Genomic DNA, 25409 nt, shown 5'->3' on the forward strand with positions numbered 1-25409 from the left:
GGGATGAATGCCATGACCGTAATTGACACAAGCACATAGAGGAGTAGCTGTGACTGCACATGAGGGGGATCACTCCGATCAGGAGGCCGAAAAGGTCTCTGGAGTTGAGGACTCTGCATCCGAGGCCGAAAAGGCGGAGTCGAATTCAAGTTCTAGTGACTATCGACAAAAGTACGAGAAGATGCGCGCCCATTCCCGCACATGGGAAACACGGGCAGAGAAGTCGCTTGAGGAAGTCAAACACCTTACAGCCCAGCTTGACTCGTTGAAAGATGAGAACGGCAAGCTTGAGGAAACGGTGGAGGCACTTCGCTCACAATTGTCGGAGGCGACGAGCCAACTTGCTGAGGCGACGCGGCATCACGATCTGACAACGCGCATTGCAGATTTGGGCGGCAACGTTGGTCAGCTCTTTGATTCGAAGCGCTTTTGTAAAGCAGTAGACGAGTTGGATCTTGATGCCGATGATGCAGACTCCACGCTGAAAATGCTCATTAAGCAGCACAGCACTGCTACCGCCCCTAGCTCGTCACTGACATGGGAGCAGCCCGGCCAGGGCATTTCGAAAGGTGAAGAGCTGTGGAATCGCCGTAAGGCACGTCGGGGGGCGTAACATCATTCATCAACTATTCGGGGGGAATTATGCATATTCGGCCAACATTTGACCGGTATTCTCCTAGTGACCTGTCTTGGCTTGGTTCACGTCATGCTGTGGACAATGCGGAGACGGGAACCTTGGGGGAAAAGACAACCCATATTCGACGGGCAGTTTTACCGTCGGGTACCGCTTTGCACCGTGACGGCGACTACTGGCTTCCGGTGACATCGAAAACGCAGTCTGTGGACGGTTTTTTGCTCACTGACCAGGACAATGTTCCTGGAGAGGTTGTGCCCATTGTGTGGCATGGCCGTATCCGCGTTGATCGTCTTCCAGATTCAAACAACCGCGTGAAAATCGCAGAATGCGATCATCCTGAGTTCACGTTCGTTCACGAGCCGTCCGATTCTCTATGGAATGAGGATGGCTCGACGAATTTTGATCAGGTCGGATCACTGCGAGGTGATATTTAATGGGATCGTCACAGATTTGGACTGAGGTTCTTTCCCCTCAGGATTTAACGGTGTATGCCAACCACTACCTCACTGACCTTCAAGCCAACGGGTACTCCCTGTCCGCCTATTTCCCCGATCAGCTGGTCAATGACATTTTCTTCGCCTGGAAAACCGAGGAAGACACCAACCGGCTGGCGGAGGTACGCTCCGCCGATGCGGAGACCCCTATCGGATCGATGGGCGGTGGCCATAAGGCCACCATGCAACTGCCCCTCATTGGGCAGAAAGTCCGCATCAACGAGATGGACCAGCTGCGCAGCTTCCGGCAGGGCAATGCCGAGTTCCAGGAAGACGACATGACTAAGGCCACTGAAACGGTCGTCCGTGCGGTGGCTAACCGGGTGGAAGTGGCTCGTGGCGATGTTCTCACCACTGGCCGCGTTCGTTACGCCGAAAACGGCGCGATTGTTGATGCAGGTATTGGCCGCGATAAGGAGTTCGAGGTCACGCCGAAGAAGCATTGGGACGATCCCAATGCTCCGGCGCTTGAAGACATCATTGATTGGGCGATGGCGTATGAGGATGCTAATGGCACTAAGCCGGGTACGATCATTGCTTCACCCAAGGTTATCCAGAAGCTGCAGGTTAATGCGCAGTTCCGTGACTCTGCGAATACGACTGGTGAGTTAGCTCGCGTCTCTTCTGGGGCCATTAATGCTGTGCTGCAGGACCAGGGGCTGCCGGGTATCACCTCGTATTCGAAGTCGGTACGGGATGGGAATGGTTCTCGCCGCATCCTGGACGAGAACGCCGTGTACTTCCTGCCTCCTGAGACGCAATCTGGGCTGTTGGGCTATACGGTGTGGGGTCAGACTGTGGAGATGAATTCTCCGGAATATCAGCTCACTGGTCTAGGCCAGATCGCTGTGGGTGCGTGGCGTGAGAATGATCCGATGGCGTATTGGGTTCGTGCGAACTGTGCTGTCCAGCCGATCTTGACGAATCCGAATATGGCGATGGTCGCTCATGTCGTCAAGCCGGAGAGCACACGTAAAGCTGCCAAGGTCTCGAAGTAGTCAGTGAGGGGCGGCACTGTGGATGTATATTGCACGGTCAGCGATGTGACGGATCGTTTGACGATGGAGCCTGATCGAGATGATCGCCGGTTTATTCGGGCGATGATTGATGAGGCCACTGTCGCCATTGATGCCTATATGGGTGGTCATGTGGGCGATGAGGTTCCGTCTGCTGTTCGTGTGGTGTGTGCTCGGGTTGCCGCTCGTGCGGTCAGTCGTGGTTTGTTTGCTGCTCCGGTGGGGGCTGAGTCTCAGTCTTTTACTGCTGGGCCGTTTTCTACCACGCAGAATTTTGGGTCGAATTCGAATGGTGGAGGCGTGTTTTTGACTGCTGAGGACAAGCGGATGCTGCGTTCTGTGGGAGGTGGCCGTCGTGGTGCGTTCACGGTCTCGTTGTACTAGGTCGGGGTTTCCCCTGCCGTTCACGGTGGAAGTGCGTCATCGCGAGGATTCAGGGGTTGATGCGTTCGGTAATGCCACTAGGTCGTGGGGAAAGCCGGAGTCTGTTCGGGTCGCTGGCTGGTGTATTGATAGCTCTGATGAGCATGGTCCTGATGATCAGGATGTTCGGCGGGTGGATTGGGCTGGCTCCCTGTTTGCCCGTCCTGGCGAGGTTCGGGCTGGAGATCAAGTGGCCCTCGGTGACGCCACGTTTCTTGTGGCTGATGGTGGCCATGACTACACGCATGGCCCGTGGTGGGATCCAGGCTTGGCGGAATACAAGCTTCATGTTTTCGAGGAGGCATAGCCGTGAGTGACCGTGTTGAGTGGAAATTTAACCATCAGTTTTTTAACCGTGTCCTCAAGGAAGATGGCCAGACACGTGCGCTTGTCGATGCCAAGGCCGAGGAGTTCCGCCAGAGAGTTGGGTCGTCGTACTCGGTCCTTCCAGCAGTGCAAGGTCAGACTCGGTGGCGGGCGCTTGTGGTGCCGACTCCTGGTGATGGGAGGGCCTATGGGCATGAGCTGAAACACAATTCGCTTCAGAAGGCTGCGGGTGAGTATCCAGTCGCGACTAAGCATCCAAGGAGTACAGAATGAGGCATCCTACAGCGGTCGTGGTCTCGTGTTTGAAGAAATGGTTCGTCGGTTCGGAATACGAAAAGGTCCATGTTGCCACCAAAGTGCCTGCGAACATTCACGGCCCTGTTGTGCGGGTGGACAGTGCGCCGCCTAATCGGGAAACGCCAATCACAGACCGGACGCGGATCATGCTGCAGGCCTACGGGGATGACGACCAGGACTGTGTCGATCTTCTGGCTGCCTGCCTTGACGGTCTAGAGATGGCGTATCGAGCTGATTTAGCCGTCATGGCGTGGGAGACCGATACCGAGCCATATAACTTCCCTGATCCAGATCGGCCGGGGGTAGTCAGGTGGCAAGCGGCCGGTACTTTGTGGACAACGTTAAGCTAATCAATATTCATGTATAATACGAGGTGGCTTGTGCTTTAAACAAGGAAAGCCACTCGGGGATTCATACTTTTGGGGGGATTCGCATGGCACGTATGCGACAAAATCTTGTTGTCGGCGCGCCCGAAGTGAAGAGCGGCGGGGCTGCTTGGATCGGTAAGGCCGGCATTAATCCACTTCAGGCTCCGCATTCGGCGTCGATCCGGGTAGCAGCATTGCCTGCTGTCAATCGGTTCAGCCCGGCGGGCTACATTTCTGAAGATGGCGTGACGAAGACTGTTGACCGGGATACGGACAATGTTGTGGATTGGAATGGCGACACAATGGCTGTTCTGCAGTCAAGCCATTCTGTCCAGATCAAGGCCAAGTTCCATGAGATTGTGAACTCTCATGTGGCGACAGCGATGCTTGGTGACGGGAATTTCCGTTCACGGCACGATGGGCGCGCTATCCAGATGATTGATAACGCGACCGACACCCCGTACCGGTCCTACATTTTCGACATTCACGGCGGCGATGGGGTCAAGGGGCGACTGTTCATCCCGAATGGCCGCGTCTCTGAGCTTGATGACCAGGTCTTTTCCCGCTCTGAGGTTGTTGGCTTTGACGCCACCATCGAGTGTTTCCCCGATGACAATGACAACAAGCTCTACACCTACATTGATCGCCGTAACGTCAAGCGCGACGAGGATGATCGCTTCCCCGACGATGGTCTTCCGGTGATCTCGCTGGCAGAGATCGAGGATATTGTGCGCAACGCTATTGATGGGTTGCCGATTTCTCCGGACTTGGTCGCCGGCTTGTTCTACTCCCTCATTGACGGCAAGGGCGGATTAGACCTCGATTTCATCGAGAAGCTTGTTAACCATCTGCGCCCGCTGGATGGTGTCGATGACATTCTTAAGCTGTTGGCTGATCTATTGGAGGGGGCCGATGGGGCCACGCTCATTCACGATGTTGAGGCTTTGCCGTTTACGCCGCTGAATAAGTATCGCCGGTGGGCTCAGTCTGTTGTTGATCTTCTCTCTGGTGCTGGCGGACGCCAGACCTTGGATGACCTCACTGGGGGGATTCTCTGACCTACTCGTGTAGGCATTGTTCATAAAAAATTTTTTTGGAGGTTTATTCCTATGGCTGACAAAGAAAGCCTTTTGTCACAGATCACTAAGTCTCTGCGCGATCTTCAGCAGCAGGGTGGAGTGGAAAAAGATACTGCCGATTCTCTGTCCGGAATGTTCACGAATTTCAACGGGCTGATCGACAAGTTGACTGAGTCAATCCCCCAGCAAGTGTCCATGTTGGGCCGCACCGTCAAAGACGCCAAAACGCTTGCTGAAGATATCAAACAGATCCTCGGTGGCCCCCTGGTGTTCCCCGGCACTGGTGTTCCTGCCGCGATCAAGGGCATCAATGATGCCCAGGCGACTCTGCATGATCAGGTCGCGGCCCAGTTTGGGGATTCAGAAGCGTTGCCACAGCAGGTCGCCGACCATGTCGACGAGTTGGCAAAGAACGCTGGAAAAGTAGGTGAGGCTATTGATGAGTTCGCCAATTCCACCTATGGCAAGAAGCTGTTTGACGATATCACTCCCGGTGATGGCTTCCCTGAGCTAGTCGGTAAGTTCGACCATCTCACTGAAGGTGACCGTAAGAAGATCACTGACTTGGTGACCAGTATCGGCACTGCAGCGAAACCGATGGGCGGCACGATTGTCGACATTTTGCGCGCTGTCCACAACGAGAACGAGGGGGCTAAGTAAATATGGAGTATAAGTACACTGACCGCGATTCGTACGGCGAATTCTCACCGTCAACTCTCATTGACCGGCTGGAGTCAGCCGGTGTCCTTCCCCATGAGCTCGCGAATGTTTTCACCCAGGCATCCAACGCTGTGCTGAACGTGTCGGATGATGCCCGCTCCAACGTCGAGCAGGCGCTAAGCACGTTGGCGAATGAGGCCGAAAGCGGCCAAAAGGTGAAAGACACGTTGAGGGCAAACCTTGAAACAGCGCTGGAAGAACCCGATCCGCTTAAGAAGGTGGCGGATTTCAAGACGGCCGCGGACGAACTGGTTGACGGTCTTGAGAACCAGCTTAAGGATCTGGGCCTCGGCGACGTGTCTTCTCTTGATGATGTCCGGTCATCTGTAAGGGATTTTGCTGAAGCACTCGACACGCTCAATGCTTCAGCACCAATCGCAAAGATTGTTGAGAACCTTCCCGGCGGCGCTCTCCCCGGCCACGTTCTTGAGGCCCTGGCTGGGCTGCGTCAAGATGAGCTGGACGAAATCCGTCAGCATGTCGACGCGATCACTGACCGGGGCGCCCGAGTCATCGCTGACCTGGCTTCCATTGGTGCCGATGAGGCCGTCCGCCATGCCGCCCGCGCTAATAAGACGCTGACTCCCCTGCTGGCTATTGCGCTAGCTATCGGTGCCGTTGTCGGCCAAGGCGCCGAAGCGGTCAAAGCTATCGCAGATGTGGGCGCTGCACTCAAAGCGGCTATCGTTAAAGGCTTCTTAACTGCAGGCAAGGGGCTTCTTGCCGCTCCAGTCATCGCCCAGGTCAAGTCGGCGAAGGCATTACCATTCGCCGTTGTTGCACTCCAGATGTTCAACCACCACGAAATCCGGATGGCCCTGCTCAATGTCTTCAACGACTTGATCATTAACACTGTCACCGCATTCAACACCTCGGTGGTGGTCAAAGCTATCCGCGCCGCTGTGGATATGCTGGTCTTGTCCACCCCGATCCGTATCGCGGTTCGCGGCAACAACATCATGTTGATCCTGAATGCTCTCAATATTGGCCGCATCCTGTTCAACATTTTCTTGCTGACACGTATCCCCCAGATCGGTCATCTGCCGATCCGCGGATTGGGCCTGCGTGGCGTGGAAACCCTGTTTGCGGGCGCCTACACCACATGGCGCCTACTCAAAACGATCCTCACCCCGCTTGCTTTCAAGCCAGGGGTGCTTCTGGGAGACGCTGTGGCCTTGGCCCTCGTCGCCTACCTTGTTGTCGGCGCTCTCACTGTTTAATTGTGAGTCTGCCCTCGGGGGCCAGGGTACATGCCCTCGCCCCCTTCTTTTTATGCCTTATACTGGGGATATAGTGACGCGTTGCTTTCGGGGGGAAACATGCGTAATCGAAAAAATCTTGTTCATGGCGCGCCGGATGTGCATGCCGGGGGTGGCGCGTGGATTGGGCACGCTGTTTCTAATCCGTTTGCTGTCCCCCTGTCGGCGAGGGAGCCGATTCGTCGACTACCTGGTGTTGGGCTTACCCCGGCCGGCTATGTGTCAGCCGATGGTGTCAAGGTAGATACATCGCTGGCCTCAGAGGAGACGAAATCCTGGTCGGGTCTATCGATGAATACTGTCTCGTCGCCGGATGGTGTCACGTTGTCGGTGTCGTTTATGGAGCTGGGCAATTCGGCGGTGATGCGTCTCACGCACGCCGATGGGTCGGTGAAAGAGCTGTTCGATTCGTCGCGTGTTCGTGTTGAGGAGCGTCTGGATGAGCCCCTTCCTTATCGTTGTTTAAACTTCGATCTCCTGTCAGCAGATGGGCAACGTACTCGACTGTTCGTTCCCCGCGCGGTGGTTACTGATATTGATTCGCAGTCGTTTAACCGCTCTGAGTTAGCCGCGTGCGTGCTCACTTTGTCGTGTACGCCGGATAGTAATGGTGTGTGTTTATACAGGTTGGTGGATCGCCAACCTCAGAAGCCAACTCCGCGTGACCCTGATGGACCAGATTTTGCTTTCGTTGGCCAAATACGCGAGTGGATAGATTACATCACTGGTGATGGGAAGCTTGCGAATCTTGGTGCTGTCCGGGCTTCACTATCAACGGCGCTCAGTATTATTTCCCGTATTTCTGAGCGGTCATTGGTCGATACCATCGATCAGCTGATTAATCGTGTCGAGCACACGGTCGCGGATATGACCGACTCTGAGCTTCTCCGCCTTATTGCTGATTGGGCTCCGCGGGATCTGATCACAGGCGCCAATCTGGATAATTTCAGGGCAGCTTTCGATAACGCCATGTCGTGGCTGCGGAGACGCACAAAGTCTATTGCCCATGCGATTAAGAAGATTGCGACTTTGTGGTCGAGTGTTGGCATTGGTGGGCTCATCGCAGGTTTGTCGAACGGTGATGTGCAAAGGGCGATCGGTGACTTCATAGCGACTATTGGAGCCAATTGGCAAGAGTGGCTCAAGGCCGTGATGGATGGCGATGTTGACCACATTATTGATAATGCGATTGCGTCTGTGAACGTCCCTGCTCTCGGTGACGCGCTGGCGAATCTTGCGGAGTCTGTGGGCCTGGGCCAGTGGTCGGGCCCGATCCGGGCGTGGGCTGGATGGCTTGGTCAAGCGTCGGCAGGGTGGGGCACGGTGGTCGGAGACTGGCTGCGTAGTTTTCTCAACAATCAGAGTGTCTCTGATTTAAACCAGTGGTTGGGTGATGCAGTTCAGCGGTGGAATGAGATCGCGGGCGATTTTGTTAATCGCATGGCATCAGGTGAATTATTGGCGGACTTGGCGCGTACCGGCGGTGATTTGTATCGGGCTGCCCAAAAACTGTGGGATAGCGCTGCCAGTATTGTCCGCGAGAATTGGGGGGCGTTTAACCCCGCTAATCTGGTTAAGGCGTATAACGCGTTCGTCGGCGCTTTTGATGCAGCACAGTACGGTGATATTGCTAACCGTTTTCTTACTGACTGGACTAATCCTCCGGCGTTATCGAATGACTGGGCTTTATTGTCAGCTGCTCTAGCCGGTGACTTTACTCGCGGATCGGTGGCTGCTCTTGATGCGTTAAATCTCGCCCAGGTGTGGCCACAGCTGACAGCGGCCTGGGATCAGTTCTTACAGGGGGCCAACGCGGCGCTATCTGAATTGACCGCGCAAGATTGGTTGCTGGCGTCAATCATGTTGCTCGGCCCGCTTATCACGCTGGCAGCTGGTTTTGCGTTAACGATCGCGTTGTTTGTCTTTGGGCAGCCACTTTTTGCCATACCTGTGGGATTGTCAACGCTGGGCCTGGTTATCGGCATGTGGCTTGTTGTTACCCAGTTTGTCGGTTTCAGCCTCGGCGGGGCGTTGTTGCCGTGGGCCGCGGATCTGATCGTGATTTCCCTCTTGACGGGCCATCCGTTGGCGGCGTTGTTCATTTTTTGGTCTGTGCTTAACGGGGCACGGTTTATTATTTTGGATTTTCCGTTGCTGGTGATTGCGGGGGCAGCACCGGTCACGATTAAGGCTGCTGTCCTGTTTTTAGCGTCTGCCTGGGTTATCGCACACGTAGCAGCATTGGTGGCCGTGACGTTGCTGGTGGTCGTTAAAGCCCGTGTGTTCTTGCGGCTGACTCAACCATTTCGAATGACTGGCCTAGAGCGGGCCGTGATTGCGACGACGGTTGCTGTGATCACGTTTGTGATTGTGGCGCTGTTTTCGTCCACAGTGTTGGGGCTTATTGTTCTTCTTGCTGCACGGAACTTAACGATCACTGGGCGATCTGCTCTGATTAACATTCTTCGAGCTGTCACTATTGGCGGCGTTGTGCTCCCTGTTGTTGCGGCGGGGGTCATGCTGTCGCTAGTGCGTTTGCTGCGTTTTCAGCTGGCGATGATTCCTCCTGTGTCTATTGCGCTGGTCATTGTTCTTCCTCTTGCCCAGGCTCTGTTTTTCCATCGGCGTATAACGCGACTTCTCACAGCCTCAGAATTGGGAGCATTGGGGAGTGTCCTAGTGCCCCTGTTGAATTTTATTGTCTCGGTTTTCGGTTTAGCTATCACCACTGTGCGGGCACTTATCCCCGCTCTTTTCTCTGGTACGACCGCCCTTATCACAGGCTTGGCGGCTATTCCTGCATCAATTGCATTCTATGCGTCGTCGGTGACGTGGGTGCTCTCCCAAATTGCATCGTTTACTCTATTGAGGCGGGATATTAGGCCAGTTGTGCTTGTTATTGGCAGCGTGATGGCTCTATCGGCTCTCGCTGCGGCGGCGGGGCTGGTTGCTTCTGCCCCACTGTTGGCCCCACCACTGACGGTGATCGTCGTTGGTGGAGCTGTTGCTCTGGGTGTCGTCGGCGCTATTATCGCATGTTTTACGGCAGGACAGTTGTCTTTGTTCGTGACAGGTCTCCGTGGAGCGGCACAGCTACTACTGCGACTGGTGGTGGCATCCACCGTGGTGTCCGGCCTGTTTTTCATGTCGTCTGGGGTACTAGCAGGAATAGGACCGTTTATCTCGGCCCTGATTCTACGAGGTGTACGTGTCGCACGCTCGGCGGTATCAGTGGGGCTAATCCCTATCGTCGCTAAGATGTACCGCTTGGCTGCCCCACCTCGGTGGATTATCGATGCCAGCATTGCAGCCGCCGGGGCGGTGGTGTTTGGACTTGGGGAACTGGGTGCTCCGCTTCTTCATTGGCCCTTCCGTGGCCCGACCTACCGGTTCTGGGTTCCGCTTATTCTGGGTTTTTGGCTGGTGGTGTGGAATTATCTGGCCACCGGCTACTACGCTCTATGGCTGACTTACCTAATAGCGTTGTTCTTGTCAGCATATGGCGGCTGGGTCGCCTGGCTTATAATGGGTGGAGTCACTACCCCTGCTTCCGCCCCTCAATACGCGTGGGCCACAAACTTCACGATCGCGTGGGGGTTGACCTTAGTTATTTGTCTTGTTGGGGCGGCATTGCTGATTCCGGGCCGCTGGTTCCGGTATATCGTCACTGCCTTAGCGATCCCCTGGCTATTGCTCGACGCGGTTGGCCTAGACACTGTCACAACTATCGCCTCCGCCCTTGCCGGCCTCATCATGGCGCTACGAACAGCTGCTGGTGTGCTCTTTACTCCCCTCCGGGCTGTTCTTGCTGGAATTGCCGCCGCTAGCCTCGTTGCCGGGGCTCGCCTGCTGGGGTGGGGAGTTGTCATTCTCGCCGCCGATCTCTTCACCCCTATAGCTATTGCTTTAGGCGTGAATCACCGGTTCCTCATGGCCGCCATCATCACGTTGGCCTGGATCGGCATCCAGCTAGCCACACTCCCCAGGTTTATTGTCGCAGCAGCTCTGTCAGCAATAACCGGGATCAGCGGTGCCTTTATCACCGGTCGAGTCTTGCGCATACTCGCTGCCGACATGGCCGCACTCACTGGAGCGATCCCCTGGCTGCGGTCACAGAAACTCGCCCAAATGGGTGTTGTTTCCCTCGCTGTTATCCCGGTCGTCCTCTTTGTCGGCATCCCGCTTACGATGGTGACTCGGCGATTAACTGCCCCTGTGCGTGTACTTATTGCTATTGCTTTCACCGCAACAGTGGCCACCTTCGCTGTGGCCGCCGCCACGATTGTGCCTGGAGTCGGAGGGGCGCTCACAGCTGTTGTTGCCCTAGCCATTTTCGTCACGGTCCTTGCCCAACACCCAAGAGTTCTTCTCTCCCCACTGGCAGGACTTATCGCTTTATCCGCCGGTCTAGCAGTCGTGGCCGCCGTACTATTTTATCTTTCTGGCCAGCCACTTCGAGCGGCCCGCCGTGTGACGATCGCGCTGCGGGCACTCATTACCCTACTAGGTGCGCCCATGATTATTTGGGGGGTGCTTATTGTTGCTGCAGCCGGGGTGATTATTGCAGTCACGTCGGTTATCAGCACAGGCCGCGTGGTGGATGTGCTGGTGTCTTTAGCGGTGTTGTCTGTTGTCGTGGCCGTAATGGGGCTAGTTGTTGTCACGCTGCTTTTGACTGTTTTTAACCGTGCCAGTGGCCTGACTATTGCGGGAATAGTTACCGTGACAGTGCTGACGGTGGTGGGGCTTATTATCGTGTTCAGCCTGATCCCACTGTATGTTCGAATAGTGAACACTATATCGTTCCCGCTGGTTGGCATCCCGATGGATATTTTCAATATTCTGACCAGACATTCCCTGTTGGGGAGAATGTCTCGCCTGTGGGTTCTGGTTCATGTGCTCGCTATCGGTGCGATATCTCTCGGTCTTGTGGCCTTGGTTGTGGTGTTGGGCATCGCCGGAACGATCACAGGGTTTGCTTCCACGGCTGGTATCGCCACGGTCATCGTGCTGGTCTACCTCTACGTTTTTATCCCCATCGTCGCTGTCATTATTTTCGCGGCGGCATCCGCCGCGGTTGCGTATGGATGGTGGTGGTGGGTGACCTTCGGCCCGAAGTAGTCGAACGTATGTACTGCTATGATGTCAGTAGACCTAATGGCGTTTCATCAGGAAACTACCTGTATCTGCCTGTTAGGTAAAAGATAGAACTCGCATTCGACATAGGGGGGAAGGTCGCATATGGCCGCCAAGAAGACAACGAAAAAGTTAGACCAGGCTCACGATGACTGGTTTGATTACACCACCCACAGCGGAGAATCGATCAGCCTGCCACCCATCGGCTCGGTCATTACCGCTGGGGATCGTCGCCGGGCGAAACGCGATGGTGTGGACGATGAAGAGTTTTCATGGATCATGCTGGAACGGGCAGCTGACAAGGCTGCCGAGGGAACTCTGGACATTATTGACGCCATGCAGATGGACGAGTTCAACACGTTTATGAAGGCGTGGAGTGACGGGGGCGACAAAAGCTAGCCTGTCAGAGATTATTTCCCTGATCGACGCTATGGATAGGGACCCGAATTTTTCTATGGCAGTCGAGCGGGAATTGATCGAAGTCGGCGTGCGATGGCGGTGGGTCAATGATGGTAGTGACCGGCTGTCGTGGGATGACGTGATCGCTTTGATCGCTACTGCGGGCCCTGATTCGGCTATCGTGCGTGATGCTCGCAAGGATGAGTGGGAGTGGGGTTTAACCAACCAGTTGCTTGCGTTTATTGCGGATCAGCTGAAGATGAGCGCCTGGGATGGTAAGGGTGCACGGCCGAAACCGATTCCTCGACCTGGGGTGGATGGTAAGGAAATGGAGACGGCTGGTGTGAAACCGGAGGGCTTGTCGAAAGCTGAGATGGACGAGTGGCTGGGCGATGATTGGTCTGGCGTTAACGGGGGCTAAAAATGGCGGCGAACTTTGATGTTGGCACCGGGTGGGTGAGCATTGTCCCGAAGATGGGCGATTTCTCCCAGGTTCGTAAACAATTGGATAAGGCAATAGTTGCTCCGTCCCAATCGTGGGGCGAGCAGATGGGTAACAAGATCACCTCTGGCTTGAAGAAGACGGTGAACGTCGGGGCGATTGCTGTTACCGCTGCCGCCGGTGTGAGTGCTGGTAAAGCATTCTCTGATGGGTTCAACCGTTTAGCATCGACTGATCGGGCCGAGAAAGCTCTTGAGGGTTTGGGCTATAAGGGTAATGAGATTACCCAGATCATGGGAAACGTTAATAAGTCTATTGAGGGCACGTCGTTTCTCATGGGTGATACTGCTCAGGTTGCGTCGGTGATGTTGGGCTCGGGTATTAAACCGGGCCAGGAGCTTCAAGACACGCTGAGTCATGTTGCTGATGCTGCCGCGCATTCGAATACGTCGATTAGTGAGATGGGGTCGATCTGGTCGAAGGTTGCTGCTCGTGGGCATGTCGACGGTGAGGTGATGGCCCAGCTCATGGACCGTGGTATCGGTCTGCAGGATCAGCTCGCCAAGCAGATGGGCGTGTCCAAAGATGCGGTGGCGGATATGGTGAGCTCTGGGAAGGTGTCGTTTGCTGATTTCTCCCAGGCTATGGATTCCATGTTCCATGGGGCGGCGCAGAAGCAGCGCGAAACGTTCCAGGGGTCTATGGAATATATGAAGGCTATGGCCTCCCACGTCACCGCTGAGATCATTCAGCCGTTCTATAACGGGATGATCCCGGTGTTTAATGCCATTTCTGATGGTTTCGCGGGTCTTGAAGGCAAGCTTGGCCCGATTGCGCAGCAGATTAGTAATGCGATTGCGCCGGTCTTTGAGCACCTGGCTAATGATGTTATCCCCGCAGTGTTTTCCGCAATAGATAGTATCAATGTTGATACTGTCATGGGGGCTTTTGGGCCGCTCAAGGAGGGGCTAGCCCAAATGGGCCCCTTGTTAGAGCAGCTTGCTCAGGCCGCTATCCGTGTGGTGGCCGCCTTGGCCCCGGCGATTCCACCACTGGCAGCTGCACTCGTGGCCATTGTGAATGGGACACTGCCTGCGCTAACCGCACTATTGAATGCGCTGGTCCCGATCATTACTTCGGTGATTGTTCCCGCGATTACCGCGTTAAGTAACGAGTTGGCTAAACACCCACAGTTAGCGGCGGCGGCTGCTAACGGTTTTATGCTCTGGGCTGAAGCATTCGTCCCATTGAATAGGGGTTTTAAGGCTGTTAAGGCGGGGGCCGGCATTATGGAAGCGTTCGGGCCCCGCATAGGAATAATTGTGAAGTCCCTGTTCAATATCGGAAATGCGCTCAAGAGCGTTATCGGTGTCGGGCGCATCATTTTTACTGGCCTGAGGACACTGCCTGCGCTGATGAGCGCGGTTTTCAGCACTAACCCTGTTGGTGTCATCATGACCGCCATCGGGCTTCTCATCACCGGCATCACCTTGTTTTTGACGAAAACTCAAGCTGGTCAAGCGATCTTGGCGTCAGTGGGTAGCGCTTTGCAAGCCTTCTGGGAATGGCTGCAGCCAGTCTTTGAGTCAATCGGCACGTGGTTGTCGACAGCATGGTCGGCTATTTCCTCGTTCTTCTCTCAGGCTGCGAGCGTGATCGGCACTATCGTGCCGTATGTTGTGTCGGTGCTTCTAACGCCGATAATGATTCAGGTGGAAATAGCGAAGGCCGCTATTCTTCTGGCGTTCAACTTGATTAAAGCCGGATGGGATTTGCTGGTCACCGGAATGGTCGCATTGTGGGAGTCGGTTTTGCACCCCATGTGGGACTTCATGGGCATGGTTGTGAGCACCCTGTGGTCGGCGGTACTCCAACCAATTTTCTCTCTGATCGGTACGGCGTGGAACATGCTACTCAGCGGCATGGCGGCTGTCTGGAATGGTGTTTTACAGCCTGCCTGGAACCTTATGGGGGCGGTGCTACAGGGCCTGTGGAATGGTATCTTGCAGCCAATATTCACCGCGATTGGTGCCGTCTGGTCTGCTGTCGTCAATGGGATTAAAGCAGTCATTGATAATGTTTTGATTCCCGCCTGGCGCGGAATGTCCGATTTTATCTCGATGATTGTGGATAGGTTTGTGAAACCGGCGTTCGACAGGATGAGCGACGGGGTTCGGACTGTTCAGCATTGGTTCGAGGTTGCGGCTGATGGTATCAAGCATGCGTGGACGTCGGTGTGGGACACTATTCGTGATATTGCAAAGAAGATTGCTGGTGTTGCCTACAATAACGCGATTCTGCCTGCCTGGAATGCGATTGCGAATGTTACGGGTGTGCAGAAACTCGATCGTGTGAATTTCGCTACGGGTGGTGTGATGCCCGGCTATACGCCTGGCCGTGATGTGCATACGTTCTTCTCCCCCACCGCCGGGGTGCTTAACTTGTCTGGCGGTGAGGCGGTGATGCGGCCGGAGTGGACTCGTGCTGTGGGTGGGCCTGCTGCTGTGGCGCGGATGAATGCGCTGGCGCGGTCTGGTCGTGGTAGTGGCTTATCGGTGGGGTTTGCTGATGGTGGTGTTATTGGTGGTATTAAGCATGCTGCGGGTAAGGCCTGGGAGGTCACCGATGAGGTGTTGGATAAGGCGATGGAGCTTGGTAGTGATTTCGCTAATGCGGCTAAGCGGTTGTTCTTCGGCAAGATTGATGCGGTGAAGGGCCGTCTGGGTATTGGTCGCGGTACTAGCTTGGCTAAGTCGGTGGCGCCGGCATATCTGACTAAGGGTGCTGATAATGCGTGGAATTGGCTAAAGGAAAAGGTCTCAGAGGTTGCTAAGAAAGTGAAAGAGAGGTTGAGCGTCGGCGGCAACGTTGAGATGTATCGCGGGCTTGTCGAACGGCTTCTTCGTGAAAAAGGGCAGCCTGTTTCCCTTGTTAATAGTGTTTTGCGCCGTATGCAGCAAGAGTCTGGTGGTAATCCGCACGCGATCAATAATTGGGATTCGAATGCGGCTAAGGGGACGCCGTCGAAGGGTCTTATGCAGACTATTAATCCAACATTCCAGTCGTATAAAGACCCTGGATATGACGATATTTGGGATCCGGAATCCAATATTCGCGCATCGATGAACTATGCGCTGGCCACGTATGGTTCGCTGTCGGCGGCATATGATCGTGCCGGCGGCTACAAGCGTGGTGGTGTTCTTCCAGCGTTCCTGCGTGATTCTGGCGGAATCCTGCCCAATAATTCCATCGCCGTCAATACATCCGGAGACAGTGAATGGGTCCTATCTTCCCAGCAGATGCAGGACTTCGCTCAGGGTATGACTGAAGCCTCTCAGCATATGGATGAAACCGCTCAAGCGTTTGCTGATGGTGTCGAGGCCTGGCTTAACGGCGAAGAAGACCGGATCGGGGCACCAATCGAATGGGGCGCGCAATTCCTCGGAGACATTCTCTCCGATGTGACCGAGGACCTTGGCTCACCCTGGGGGATTGACGGTACAAAGGCACCCGACATCCTTGATAATCAAGGCCGGGTGAAGGTCTCTGTCGCAGGCCCTGCTGACGATCCTGGCCGTAGCGTACTGCCACCCGTGGAGGTGCACGTCAATATGAACGGGGACAATATGACGGTGTCATCAGATGATGTGCGGCGTGGGGTCAATCAGGCTTTGGCTGACTATCAGCGCAGGATTGAGGCCTTAGAGCGCGGCGTTCAGATCAATACGTTCACAACACCAATGGTGGTGTAACACCAATTATCCAGGGGGCTGCTGATGGATATTCAGCTTTTAGACTATCGAAGAAAAACATGGCACCTGGCCGGAGATGACGAGGGTGCCGAGGGGGTAACGCTCGGCAAGATCAGTAACACCGTCGGCAACATCAGTGACCAAAAGGATAAACACCAATCACGTTTCCAGTCACCAAGCCTAGATATCGGTGAGCTTGACCCTATCGAGCCGACACTCACCGTGCAGATCACCACAACACCCGAACTCACCGTCGAGACAGTCACCCGTCGGTTCCTTAACGGCTTAGACTTTTTCAAACCAGCCAAACTCATCGTCACGGAATCTCGCCAACCATCACTGTGCCTCTTCGTGCATCTTGCAAAACCGGTAGGCCTGCCCGAGGACACCACCGCCATAGACGGCACCACCATGGAGGTTGAACTTACCGCTAAGGACGGCTGCTGGTTCGGCCCCCAACATAGCGGCACCGGCATTGTAGCCATCGAAAACACCGGGGATATTCCACTATGGCCAACTGTTCGCTGGCGTGGCATGGCAGCACGATTCACCGAAGACCGAAATGGCCTCATCGTGCTCCCGCCAGCCTTAGGCCGATCAGGACTGACGTATTACACCGACCCAGCCACCGGGGGCCTTGTCACCGACAACCAGGGCTACCCGAACCATACAGCCTGGGCCACCATGCGCGGCGTGGCCTGGACACGGCCAGTCATGCCAGGAGACGGCACAGCAGTGGAGTGCCACCATTGCCAAGTGCTGTGGCGAAACCGTTACCTTTCACCATGGGCGCAATCAGGGGGGATAATTTCTCATGCAGGAACATCAAATAACGCAAATGGCCGCGATTGGTCAGAGGCGACGGGACGACCATACGCCGTTCGTCTATTTGACTGACAAATACTTAACCCCACAGGTCATCGTCACCGGCTACGTCTCACTCAAAGCCTCAGATAAGGTCAACGATGCTGGCACCTTCGCACTCGAAGTCCCAGCCCATCACCCGATGGTTGATTTACTTATCCCACCGTTAGCCTTCGACGGCGACCCCAACTCGGCTTTACGCAAGCTAACCGACATACAACAATTCCTCATCGTCGAATACGGGCACACCCGCTACACCTACTTCGTCGACAAGATCGTCGACCATGCCCAGCGAGTCAATCCCACCGTCGAAATCAGCGGAGCCTCCATCTATGAAATGACCGACTATCTTGTCATGGAATCCAACCCGATGTCGATCAAATCGCTCCAACCCAAATATATGGACGTGCGGGCCGGGGACTCACTCCGCGTGATAAAAACGTTCATCCTCATGAACCTGCGCAGGCTCTACCAATTTGACCTTCTACCCGACCCCGACCCGTGGTCACCGATCGCCTGGCGAGACTATGCAGATTGGCCGATCATGGTCAACCCTTTGCACAAGTCAGTTGATACTCCCTGGACGGTGCTTGCTGCCCGCTTCGACTCACTAGCCGACCTGACAAAAGAAACCTTGGATGCCGCCGGCCTCAGGCTCACTGTCACCCTGTGGATGCCGTGGGATCGGCAACCGTTCCCTACTCACACGCGCCTATGGAAACCCACCCTCATTATCGATGTCGTCCCCGTAACAGCCGATTCGTCCGTCGCCGGCCATATCCGTGAGGGCGTGAAAAACATCAAGCGCAAGTGGGATCCGGAAGACAACGTATCGACAGTCGGTATGTCTGCCCGCTCCAATCCGGACGGCTACAAACCCTGGGTGATGCTCCGACCAGACCACATCGACTACGCCACCTCGGATGTCACCATCACCCGATCGAAGTACGCTGACGTCACTGTGGGCGGGAAAAGCCCAGGTGCGATTAACCAACTTTTGAAACGGGCAGCGGCCTCCTTCGTCGATGGTGCTATTGCCGGTGCGAAAACGGCGTGGCCTGGGCACGATAAGCAGCTAGACGATATGCAATCCAAGCTGGAGAAAGCCAGTGAGAAGCTCACGGAGGATAAGCTTCTCGCGTTTACCCACCATCAGGCGACCCGCCGAGCGCACTATCTTGGCCCGTACCGGCGTCACGAACTCGTCGCCTCGGGTGAGGGGTTCACTGTAGAAGGTGAACAACAGGCGTTTGAGGCGCTTGCTAAGGGCAAGGGTGGGCTCTCGGCAGCGTTTAAGATCGCCGACGGATGCCCATACTCTCTCGGCTATGAGGTGAATGTGGGTGACCAAATTGGTGTCGAATGGCGAGAAATGGTGCTATCCACATGGATTGATGAAGCCACAATCACCTGTGAAGATGGCCACCCGCCGGAGGTAGAACTAGCCGTTGGTGAAGCAAAAGCTCGCCGATCTGCTCTACAACAACTCAACGATAACCAAAAGCACATCTCGTCGGTCACAAAGCGACTGAAGACCCTCATCGGCTAGAATATAAGTTCGAGCGAGTAGATTTCATGTTGTATAAAACAAGGGGGTGGAGCACATGGGGGTGTGCCTAAGCGAAGATACGCCCGCGGGGGCATGGGTTGTAGGAAGACCCATGCTAAATGCGGTTAATGAGGCGCACGCATTGTTTTTCGGCCAAGACGACTACACCACAGGACGATCAGCGATGGAAGCGCTGATCCCCACACTACACACGTGGCTACCGAACCTAAGTTCGATCAACAAGTAGAAAAGAGGTAACTATGCCACTGTACGGACTCGATGTCTCTGAACATCAAAACGGAATGTACCTACACCGCGCACAAGCCGAAGGATACGACTTCGTCATCATCCGACTATGCGACGGCACCTACCGAGATAAAGTCTTCGGCTCCCATCTTCAAGACGCGGAAAGCGCAGGACTGATCACGTCAGCATACTGGTATCTTCGCGCCCCCTCAGAGGGACGCACCATCGCCCAACAAGTCGACGTCATCGACCAACAAATGGGAGGCCGGCGCGACCTCGGCGTATGGATCGACGTTGAGTCCGTCAGCAGAAATCACCAGCTCCTCCTCACTGGCGACGATGTGTGGGCCGCGAAACGTGAACTCGAATCACGCGGCTACCACGTGCCCGGCATCTACTCGGGTGCCTGGTACTGGGAAAACATGCCCGGCGGTGAACCATCCATGGATGGGCTCGGGGCACTCTGGGTATCCAACTACGGATCCAACGGCTACGGCACTGCCGCCCAACTCTATCCCGGCGACACCGACCGCCGATGGAACTACCCACTCGGCAACCACGCCCCCGATATCCTCCAATACGGCTCCAACTGCTATGCCGCCGGCTACCCCGGTGTTGTCGACGTCAACGCCTACCGCGGAAGCCACGACGAACTCCGGCACCTGTTCACCGGCAACTAACCAACCCCACCCCCTAGCGCAGCCATCTCACTCCTGACCGCACACCACGTAGAGGATCACACCATGGCTAAGCACGACATCCCACACATCAACAACATTCATCCTGGCGAATTTCACCTCGACCGAGGCATCACCCACTCCCCCTGGTACCTCCGGCAAGTCGTCTACACCACTGCAGGGATCATCGGGCTAGCCGTCACCGCCCTCGGTATTGCCATACCAGGACAAGTCGACGACTGGTTCCAAACCGCCGCCGGCATCGCCGCAGCTGTCAGCGGCGCACTCGCAGCCGTCTCCACTGGAGAGCACTCCGACTACCGGCCGACAGGACGCCCGAAAGACGCCGACACCCAACCCGGCGACAACAACACACTCCACGCCCCACAAACACCCCCATCACCACCTGTCACCTACACCCCCACCACGCCCACCAACGACGCCTACCAGCCACCACGCTCCACTATCACACCCCAAGGCGGAACACCCGGCCATCCCACACCAGCCCCCGAACACTAACCCCGGCCACACATCCGAAAAAACACCAACTAACCGCACAGGGGGCACTATGCACGGGCCACTCACCACCCTCCTCATCACAGGAGTCTCCAGCGCCATCGCAGGGCTTGCCTCATGGTTCGCCGCCATCACCAACGCCCATGGCAAAGAAAAAGTCGCCAAAGAACAAACGCGCTACCCCGAATGGAAAGCGTTCGTCGACGCAATCCAAAAGGAAACCGAACGCACCAAAAATGAACTCACCGGAAGGATCAACAACCTACAAACCCAAGTCGACACCCTCCGTGAACGAGTCAACACTCTTAGCAACAAATACGATGCTGCCCTCGGTCACATAGCCGAATGGCGTCACGCTCACCCCGACGAAGTTCCCGACAGGCCAGCCCCCGCCGCCATCAAACACGACCTATGAACACACACAACCCGAACAAACCTGAAACTCCCCGGCATCTCCGCACACGCATACGGCAGCGAGACCACTACACCTGCCAACTCTGCGGAGCGCCAGGACGGGAAGTTGACCACATCATTCCCACCAGCCAAGGCGGCACCCACCACCCGACTAACCTGCGAGTTCTCTGCCGCACCTGCCACACCCGCAAAACAACCCGGGAAACACGCGTAGGAAAGACGCGTAGGAAAGACGCGTAGGAAAGACGCGTAGGAAAGACGCAGAAAACACAACGCCTCCACCTCCCACCTGAACCTCATCCCGGCATCACCTAATTCCGACCCACCCCGAGAGTCCACCCCCAGAGGTTTACTTTTTGCTCAGAATCACTAACGTCTGGTAGGTCGATTAAGTACTTAAGGATAAAGTAGGCACAATGAAAACAATAAAAATGATCACCGCCACCTCCATCCTCGCCCTCACACCAGCGTCACTACTTCCCCTCCCCACACACCCAGCACACGCCGACACCATCAACGCCGGCGACAAATACGTCGCCCTCGGAGACTCCTACGCCTCCACCGGCACCCTCGCCCAACAAGTCCCCGGCACCCACCCCGCCTGCGTCCAAGACCAAGACAACTACCCCCACCAACTCGCCCAAAAACTCAACCTCAACCTCGACGACGCCTCCTGCGCCTGGGCACTCACCTACCAATACGACCAACCACAAAACCACGCCCTACCAGGCACAGCACCCACCCCACAAAAAGAACACCTCACTGAGGACACTAAACTCATCACCATCAGCCTCGGCGGCAACGATGCCGGACTAGCCGACGTATTCGCACAATGCGCCCCCCACATCCACATACCCGGACTACCCGACTGCAAAGACACAGCAGAACCGACAGCCACCGCACAAATCAACAACCCCGACCCAGAAGGCCGAACCCTCCACCAACGCCTCGTCGACATCGCCAACAACGCTGGACAACGCTCACCACACGCAAAGATAGTATTCACCGGCTACTACACCGCCGCAATGAAAGACTACCAATGCATAGATGATGGCTTCCTTTCCCAAAACGACCGCGCATTCCTCGAACAATACGTCACGAGCATCAACAACGTCGTCAAATCCGCCGCCCAAGACACCAACGCCACCTACGTCACACCACCTAACCAACCCGACGGATGGTGCAGCCCAACTAACGAACGCAACTCAAGCTACTTCGGAATCCCCGAAGGCAGCCTCATCGCCCACCCCACACACACCGGACAACAACGCATGGCACAAACCATCGCCAACCAGCTCTAACACAACCCCAAGGGACCACCCCCTACCCCCACCACCACACAACCCCCGGGCGACTAAGGCGTTAGTGGTGTGTACGGGTCTTGGGGGTGGGCTGCAGGTTTGTTTTATTGTTGGTTTTTATGGGTAGAGGTATAGTAGCATCACACCCCCTTTCCTCGGGGTGTGATGAGAGAGGGGCCCCTGTGGGCGGCCGGGCGAGGCGCCTGCAGGGGTCTTTTCTGTTTTCGTGGTGCGGATGATGGCAGCGATGTCACTGGTAGGTTAGCGTTCGTTGACCATGAGTTGGGCTACGTTGAGGTGATGTCTAGGGGTTAAGGCTGTGTTGGTGTGGTTTACGATATCTTTCTTGGTTCGCAATGGAGAAGCGGGACCAGCCCAGGTGCGGTTGGTCCCTATGGGTGGATGGTCGGTTAGGTAGCTTAGACCGTGGTGTGGCTGGTCACTTCGGCCAACGCATCAGGATCAGTTTATTCTTCTATTGTACTATCCACGCGCAGCTCGGAGTAGCGGCTTTCTGGGATGGATGCGTCGAATGGGGCTCCTACTTCGTGCCAGGTCAGGTCTTCCCCGCATGTCACATTCTGGTTTGTGGTGTCCAGGATGAGGAATCCCCAGACCAGCCGGCCTTGTTTGCCAGCGGGAAGGTTGTACGGGCCTACGACTTGTTTCAGGGCCCAGTGCTCCGTGTATACGTAGTTGAAACCGAAGGTGTTGGTCATCAACTTCGGCAGTTCAGCTTTCTCTTTTATTTGGACACTGGTTTCAACCGTCTGTGTGCGAACATCCTTGATGTGTTGTTTTACGGGGACAGGATGATTGTTGTGGTTGGCGACGCTGGCGGCATCGGTCTGTTTAAACCAGCGGCGTTTAGCAATGGGATAGATCCCATTGCTGTTCGGTGTAGCGCATGACGTTCCTGGTTTGAAGTCATCGTTCCAGCGCTGTGGCAGTTCGAAATCCCCGGCGAATGTTCCGGGTGAGGATTTCTCCGTAGCGGTGGAGATGCCTGGTGTTGTCAGGCCGATTGCGAGTGTGCACAGTGTTACAGCAATTTTTCGACGGTAACGCATATGGGTTAGCCTTCGAGCTTGTCATTGTCGCGTGTGCTGATGGCCACGTGACGTTCCTTCGGTAAGCTAGCGGTGAAGTTTCCACCGTTTGCCTTCCATGTGTGGTCTGCGCCGCAAATAGTCTTCTGTCCTTCGAAGTCAGAAACAATCCAGCCAGCACGAAGGACGGCAGTTTTGCCGGGGGCGATATTGTATGGTCCCACGGTTTCGCCAACCTCGTAGGTTTGCGTGTCGGTGTAGCTGGTGGAGAAGGTCATGTGGATTAAATCCAAGATGGGGAAGTCAACGCCAGCAGACACATTCCAGGTTTTGGTCTTGGTTTCTGTGATTTGGCGTGTGACGGGTAGCGGTTCGTCATTGTAGTTGGATATTGTCCAGGTTCCGGCGGACCCGTCAAAATAGCTACGTTTGATAGCGATGGTTTGTCCGGTATCGCCTGGGTTAGTGCAATGATCTCCGATGGTCGTCGGATTTGCTGTTCCTTGGTCACGGGGTGGCAGTGCGTGTGCGGCTGGTGCAACGAAAAGTGAGGCTGCTGCTGCGGTTCCTGCTGCTGCTGTTGTAATGGTGCGGATGATGTTTTTCATGGTGTCTCCTGTCATGGGTGTGATTAGTTAGATGATTGGGTGGGTACGGGCAATGTACGCCACTGGTCTGGTGTGATGTCTTCAGTTCTGGTTGATCCGTCCTTGGATGTGATTTTTGCCTGTGCCCAGAATCCACTGGGTGCTGACGCCTGAGGATAGTGGGAGAGCAAGGAGTATTTTCCGTCTTTTCCGCAATGGATTTCTTGGTAATTCACTCGCGTCATGGTTGTTCCGTATTCCACGCGGACTTTTTCACCGGGGGCTAGGTGAACGGGTTTTAGAGGAGTGCCCACTGGCATGTATGCGCGCTCAATCACTCCGATAGATTCCAACCAACCGTTGGGCAGGTGGTTTCTTACGTTTTTCCAGTTAGAGTAGCCGTTGTATTCTGCGCCAACCACGTAGTCTGTCTGTGGTGTGTACGTGTACTCGGAATCTGACCAATTCAGGAAGTCGTTTGAATAGCCTGGTTTTGCAAAATCTGGTTTTGTTGCTGTGATGTGATAGGGGTACCAGGTTTTGTCTCTGTTGTTGCATGTTTGACCTAGCGTAGGCCAGGACGAATCATGCTGTGGTTCCTGTGTGGGTTCGATAATTTCGTCGCGCTTGGGGTCTGCAACTTTTTCCAGGCTCGGCCCTGAGCGGCTGTTGTAGGTGTTTCCACTGGGCTTACTGTTTGCCCCTGGGTTGCGGGTTGGAATATCCATCGCAAGGTCTGAGACGGTGCCATCAGCTTTGATGATGTAGGCGTATGCGTAACGTTCGGCGGGGCCGGTACCGCGAATAACGTTGGCGCCTTCAGCATTGGTAAGGACGCCGTCTTGGCAGGTGACGTACATAGCGATGAAGTCTTTTTCGACGACGCCGTATTCAATGCGGACGGATTCTCCCGGTCCTAGGTTGATGGGCCCGAAGGTTTCGTTGTCTAGCCACCCGTTGGATTCCTTTAATCCAATGTCGGATTTGGCGGTAGTGTTCCACCCGGAGGGGAGAGAGGCCTTGGAATTCGCGTCAATCTTGTGATTAGTTCCTGTTTCGATTGAGGCGGTGTAGGGAACTGTTTTGTCTGTTTTGTTGGTGAATTGGATGTTTCCATCACCGAGGTAGCGACGACCGGTTTCCCCATAGTGCCATTCAGGGTAGTGATCAGTGTGTGCTGATTCCGGAGTGCAACTCTTGTACAGGTTTGTGATTGGGTAGCCTTGAGGCATATCTGGGATGGCCTGTGCGACGGGTGTACTGACTGTAGCCAGTGGGGCTGCGATGAGTAGTGCAGCCCCCAGCATCCGGGCACTTATGCTGGATATAGACATGAATGCTTTCCTGCTGGTTCATTTGTGAGGGGCGCTCCTTGATGGGGAGCTCAATGGGATCAGAATGCGATGATGCTTGCTCGATCCTTTAATAAGGATATAGCAATTCTTAAACATTACAACCGGAGCAGCCTCATGACAGGAACTATGGTTCAAGGTGCTGGTGGTGGTGTTGTACGGTGCTGGTGTGATTGGCGTGCCCTGGTTTTTGTTCCGTTTGAGTAGATGGGAGATTTGGAACATGCTGAGGAAATTTGATCAGGATGTGATGGGCGGCGTCGTTCGTTGAGTTGAGCATCGCATCCTGTCGGAGAGTCTTTCGGTGTGAGCTGTATGTCAGGCCATTGCGGTGTGTTCTTTCTATAGGTCGTTGTCGGGGCGGTCGCCGCGGATCAAAGCGACGAGGTCGTTGACGGTCATGAGGACGAATTGGGCTCCGGGGTTGGTGGTGCCACGTCGTTTAGCGACGACTATTCCCACCACGGCGTCATCGTTTTAACTTCGGTAAATCGATATTTGCATA

Annotated in this window: 25 protein-coding genes; 21 read left to right on the plus strand and 4 right to left on the minus strand. The window is 55.2% G+C overall.

Features of this window, described 5'->3' with window-relative positions; translation table 11 throughout:
- Positions 1 to 49: 49 nt before the first annotated feature.
- The 21 genes from KCQ76_RS08720 to KCQ76_RS08820 all read left to right on the plus strand — a co-directional run bounded on the left by KCQ76_RS08720 (position 50) and on the right by KCQ76_RS08820 (position 21916).
- A complete protein-coding gene (locus tag KCQ76_RS08720) occupies positions 50 to 613 on the plus strand; it encodes a hypothetical protein (RefSeq protein ID WP_046203720.1) in 564 nt (187 codons plus the stop codon).
- A gap of 29 nt (positions 614 to 642) precedes the next feature.
- Positions 643 to 1071: a hypothetical protein gene (locus KCQ76_RS08725; RefSeq protein WP_012732201.1), complete on the plus strand. Its 429-nt coding sequence runs from the start codon at positions 643 to 645 to the stop codon at positions 1069 to 1071.
- Positions 1071 to 2129, plus strand: a complete 1059-nt coding sequence (locus KCQ76_RS08730; RefSeq protein ID WP_046203721.1) for a major capsid protein — start codon at positions 1071 to 1073, stop codon at positions 2127 to 2129. The genes KCQ76_RS08725 and KCQ76_RS08730 overlap by 1 nt, the downstream gene beginning before the upstream one ends.
- A gap of 18 nt (positions 2130 to 2147) precedes the next feature.
- Positions 2148 to 2531: a hypothetical protein gene (locus KCQ76_RS08735; protein WP_046203722.1), complete on the plus strand. Its 384-nt coding sequence runs from the start codon at positions 2148 to 2150 to the stop codon at positions 2529 to 2531.
- Positions 2532 to 2562: 31 nt separating this feature from the next.
- A complete protein-coding gene (locus tag KCQ76_RS08740) occupies positions 2563 to 2877 on the plus strand; it encodes a hypothetical protein (protein ID WP_046203723.1) in 315 nt (104 codons plus the stop codon).
- Between the two features lie 2 nt (positions 2878 to 2879).
- The gene (locus tag KCQ76_RS08745) at positions 2880 to 3170 is read left to right on the plus strand and encodes a hypothetical protein (RefSeq protein WP_046203724.1); all 291 of its coding nucleotides are present in this window, start codon (positions 2880 to 2882) and stop codon (positions 3168 to 3170) included.
- Positions 3167 to 3544: a hypothetical protein gene (locus tag KCQ76_RS08750; RefSeq protein ID WP_046203725.1), complete on the plus strand. Its 378-nt coding sequence runs from the start codon at positions 3167 to 3169 to the stop codon at positions 3542 to 3544. Before KCQ76_RS08745 ends, KCQ76_RS08750 begins: the two co-directional genes overlap by 4 nt.
- An 83-nt stretch (positions 3545 to 3627) precedes the next feature.
- A complete protein-coding gene (locus KCQ76_RS08755; protein ID WP_046203726.1) occupies positions 3628 to 4620 on the plus strand; it encodes a phage tail tube protein in 993 nt (330 codons plus the stop codon).
- Between the two features lie 51 nt (positions 4621 to 4671).
- Entirely contained in the window at positions 4672 to 5301 is a 630-nt protein-coding gene (locus tag KCQ76_RS08760) for a hypothetical protein (protein WP_046203727.1), read from the plus strand.
- 2 nt (positions 5302 to 5303) lie between these two features.
- The gene (locus KCQ76_RS08765; RefSeq protein WP_046205295.1) at positions 5304 to 6581 is read left to right on the plus strand and encodes a hypothetical protein; all 1278 of its coding nucleotides are present in this window, start codon (positions 5304 to 5306) and stop codon (positions 6579 to 6581) included.
- 99 nt (positions 6582 to 6680) lie between these two features.
- Positions 6681 to 11741 carry a hypothetical protein gene (locus KCQ76_RS08770; RefSeq protein WP_046205294.1) on the plus strand — a complete coding sequence of 1687 codons (5061 nt, stop codon included), beginning with the start codon at positions 6681 to 6683 and terminating at the stop codon, positions 11739 to 11741.
- 120 nt (positions 11742 to 11861) lie between these two features.
- Positions 11862 to 12155, plus strand: coding sequence for a hypothetical protein (locus KCQ76_RS08775; protein ID WP_046203730.1), 294 nt, complete (start codon positions 11862 to 11864; stop codon positions 12153 to 12155).
- Positions 12133 to 12576: a hypothetical protein gene (locus KCQ76_RS08780; RefSeq protein WP_221914848.1), complete on the plus strand. Its 444-nt coding sequence runs from the start codon at positions 12133 to 12135 to the stop codon at positions 12574 to 12576. The genes KCQ76_RS08775 and KCQ76_RS08780 overlap by 23 nt, the downstream gene beginning before the upstream one ends.
- 2 nt (positions 12577 to 12578) lie before the next feature.
- On the plus strand, positions 12579 to 16349 hold the full coding sequence (locus KCQ76_RS08785; protein ID WP_046203732.1) for a tape measure protein: 3771 nt from the start codon (positions 12579 to 12581) through the stop codon (positions 16347 to 16349).
- 24 nt (positions 16350 to 16373) lie between these two features.
- The gene (locus KCQ76_RS08790) at positions 16374 to 17246 is read left to right on the plus strand and encodes a hypothetical protein (protein ID WP_046203733.1); all 873 of its coding nucleotides are present in this window, start codon (positions 16374 to 16376) and stop codon (positions 17244 to 17246) included.
- Positions 17188 to 18762, plus strand: coding sequence for a Gp37-like protein (locus KCQ76_RS08795; protein ID WP_052722411.1), 1575 nt, complete (start codon positions 17188 to 17190; stop codon positions 18760 to 18762). Before KCQ76_RS08790 ends, KCQ76_RS08795 begins: the two co-directional genes overlap by 59 nt.
- 260 nt (positions 18763 to 19022) lie before the next feature.
- Positions 19023 to 19688, plus strand: a complete 666-nt coding sequence (locus tag KCQ76_RS08800) for a glycoside hydrolase family 25 protein (RefSeq protein ID WP_046203734.1) — start codon at positions 19023 to 19025, stop codon at positions 19686 to 19688.
- Between the two features lie 63 nt (positions 19689 to 19751).
- A complete protein-coding gene (locus tag KCQ76_RS08805) occupies positions 19752 to 20204 on the plus strand; it encodes a hypothetical protein (RefSeq protein WP_046203735.1) in 453 nt (150 codons plus the stop codon).
- Between the two features lie 49 nt (positions 20205 to 20253).
- Positions 20254 to 20616, plus strand: coding sequence for a hypothetical protein (locus KCQ76_RS08810; protein WP_046202073.1), 363 nt, complete (start codon positions 20254 to 20256; stop codon positions 20614 to 20616).
- Positions 20613 to 20855, plus strand: a complete 243-nt coding sequence (locus KCQ76_RS11170; RefSeq protein ID WP_221914849.1) for an HNH endonuclease — start codon at positions 20613 to 20615, stop codon at positions 20853 to 20855. Before KCQ76_RS08810 ends, KCQ76_RS11170 begins: the two co-directional genes overlap by 4 nt.
- Positions 20856 to 21031: 176 nt before the next feature.
- On the plus strand, positions 21032 to 21916 hold the full coding sequence (locus tag KCQ76_RS08820) for an SGNH/GDSL hydrolase family protein (RefSeq protein WP_221914850.1): 885 nt from the start codon (positions 21032 to 21034) through the stop codon (positions 21914 to 21916).
- A gap of 467 nt (positions 21917 to 22383) precedes the next feature.
- Here KCQ76_RS08820 and KCQ76_RS08825 read toward each other — a convergent pair whose 3' ends face one another.
- From KCQ76_RS08825 to KCQ76_RS11015, 4 genes are all read right to left on the minus strand, one after another.
- Complete coding sequence (locus tag KCQ76_RS08825) at positions 22384 to 22986, minus strand: hypothetical protein (RefSeq protein ID WP_012732224.1); 603 nt, start codon at positions 22984 to 22986, stop codon at positions 22384 to 22386.
- A gap of 5 nt (positions 22987 to 22991) precedes the next feature.
- Positions 22992 to 23573, minus strand: a complete 582-nt coding sequence (locus tag KCQ76_RS08830) for a hypothetical protein (protein WP_046202070.1) — start codon at positions 23571 to 23573, stop codon at positions 22992 to 22994.
- 23 nt (positions 23574 to 23596) lie between these two features.
- Positions 23597 to 24886 carry a hypothetical protein gene (locus tag KCQ76_RS08835; RefSeq protein ID WP_180962487.1) on the minus strand — a complete coding sequence of 430 codons (1290 nt, stop codon included), beginning with the start codon at positions 24884 to 24886 and terminating at the stop codon, positions 23597 to 23599.
- A 360-nt stretch (positions 24887 to 25246) separates the two neighbouring features.
- Positions 25247 to 25369, minus strand: coding sequence for a hypothetical protein (locus KCQ76_RS11015; protein WP_257994330.1), 123 nt, complete (start codon positions 25367 to 25369; stop codon positions 25247 to 25249).
- Positions 25370 to 25409: the final 40 nt, after the last annotated feature.

Origin of the sequence: Corynebacterium parakroppenstedtii, assembly GCF_019754935.1 — a bacterium.
GTDB classification, from domain to species: Bacteria; Actinomycetota; Actinomycetes; order Mycobacteriales; family Mycobacteriaceae; genus Corynebacterium; species Corynebacterium parakroppenstedtii.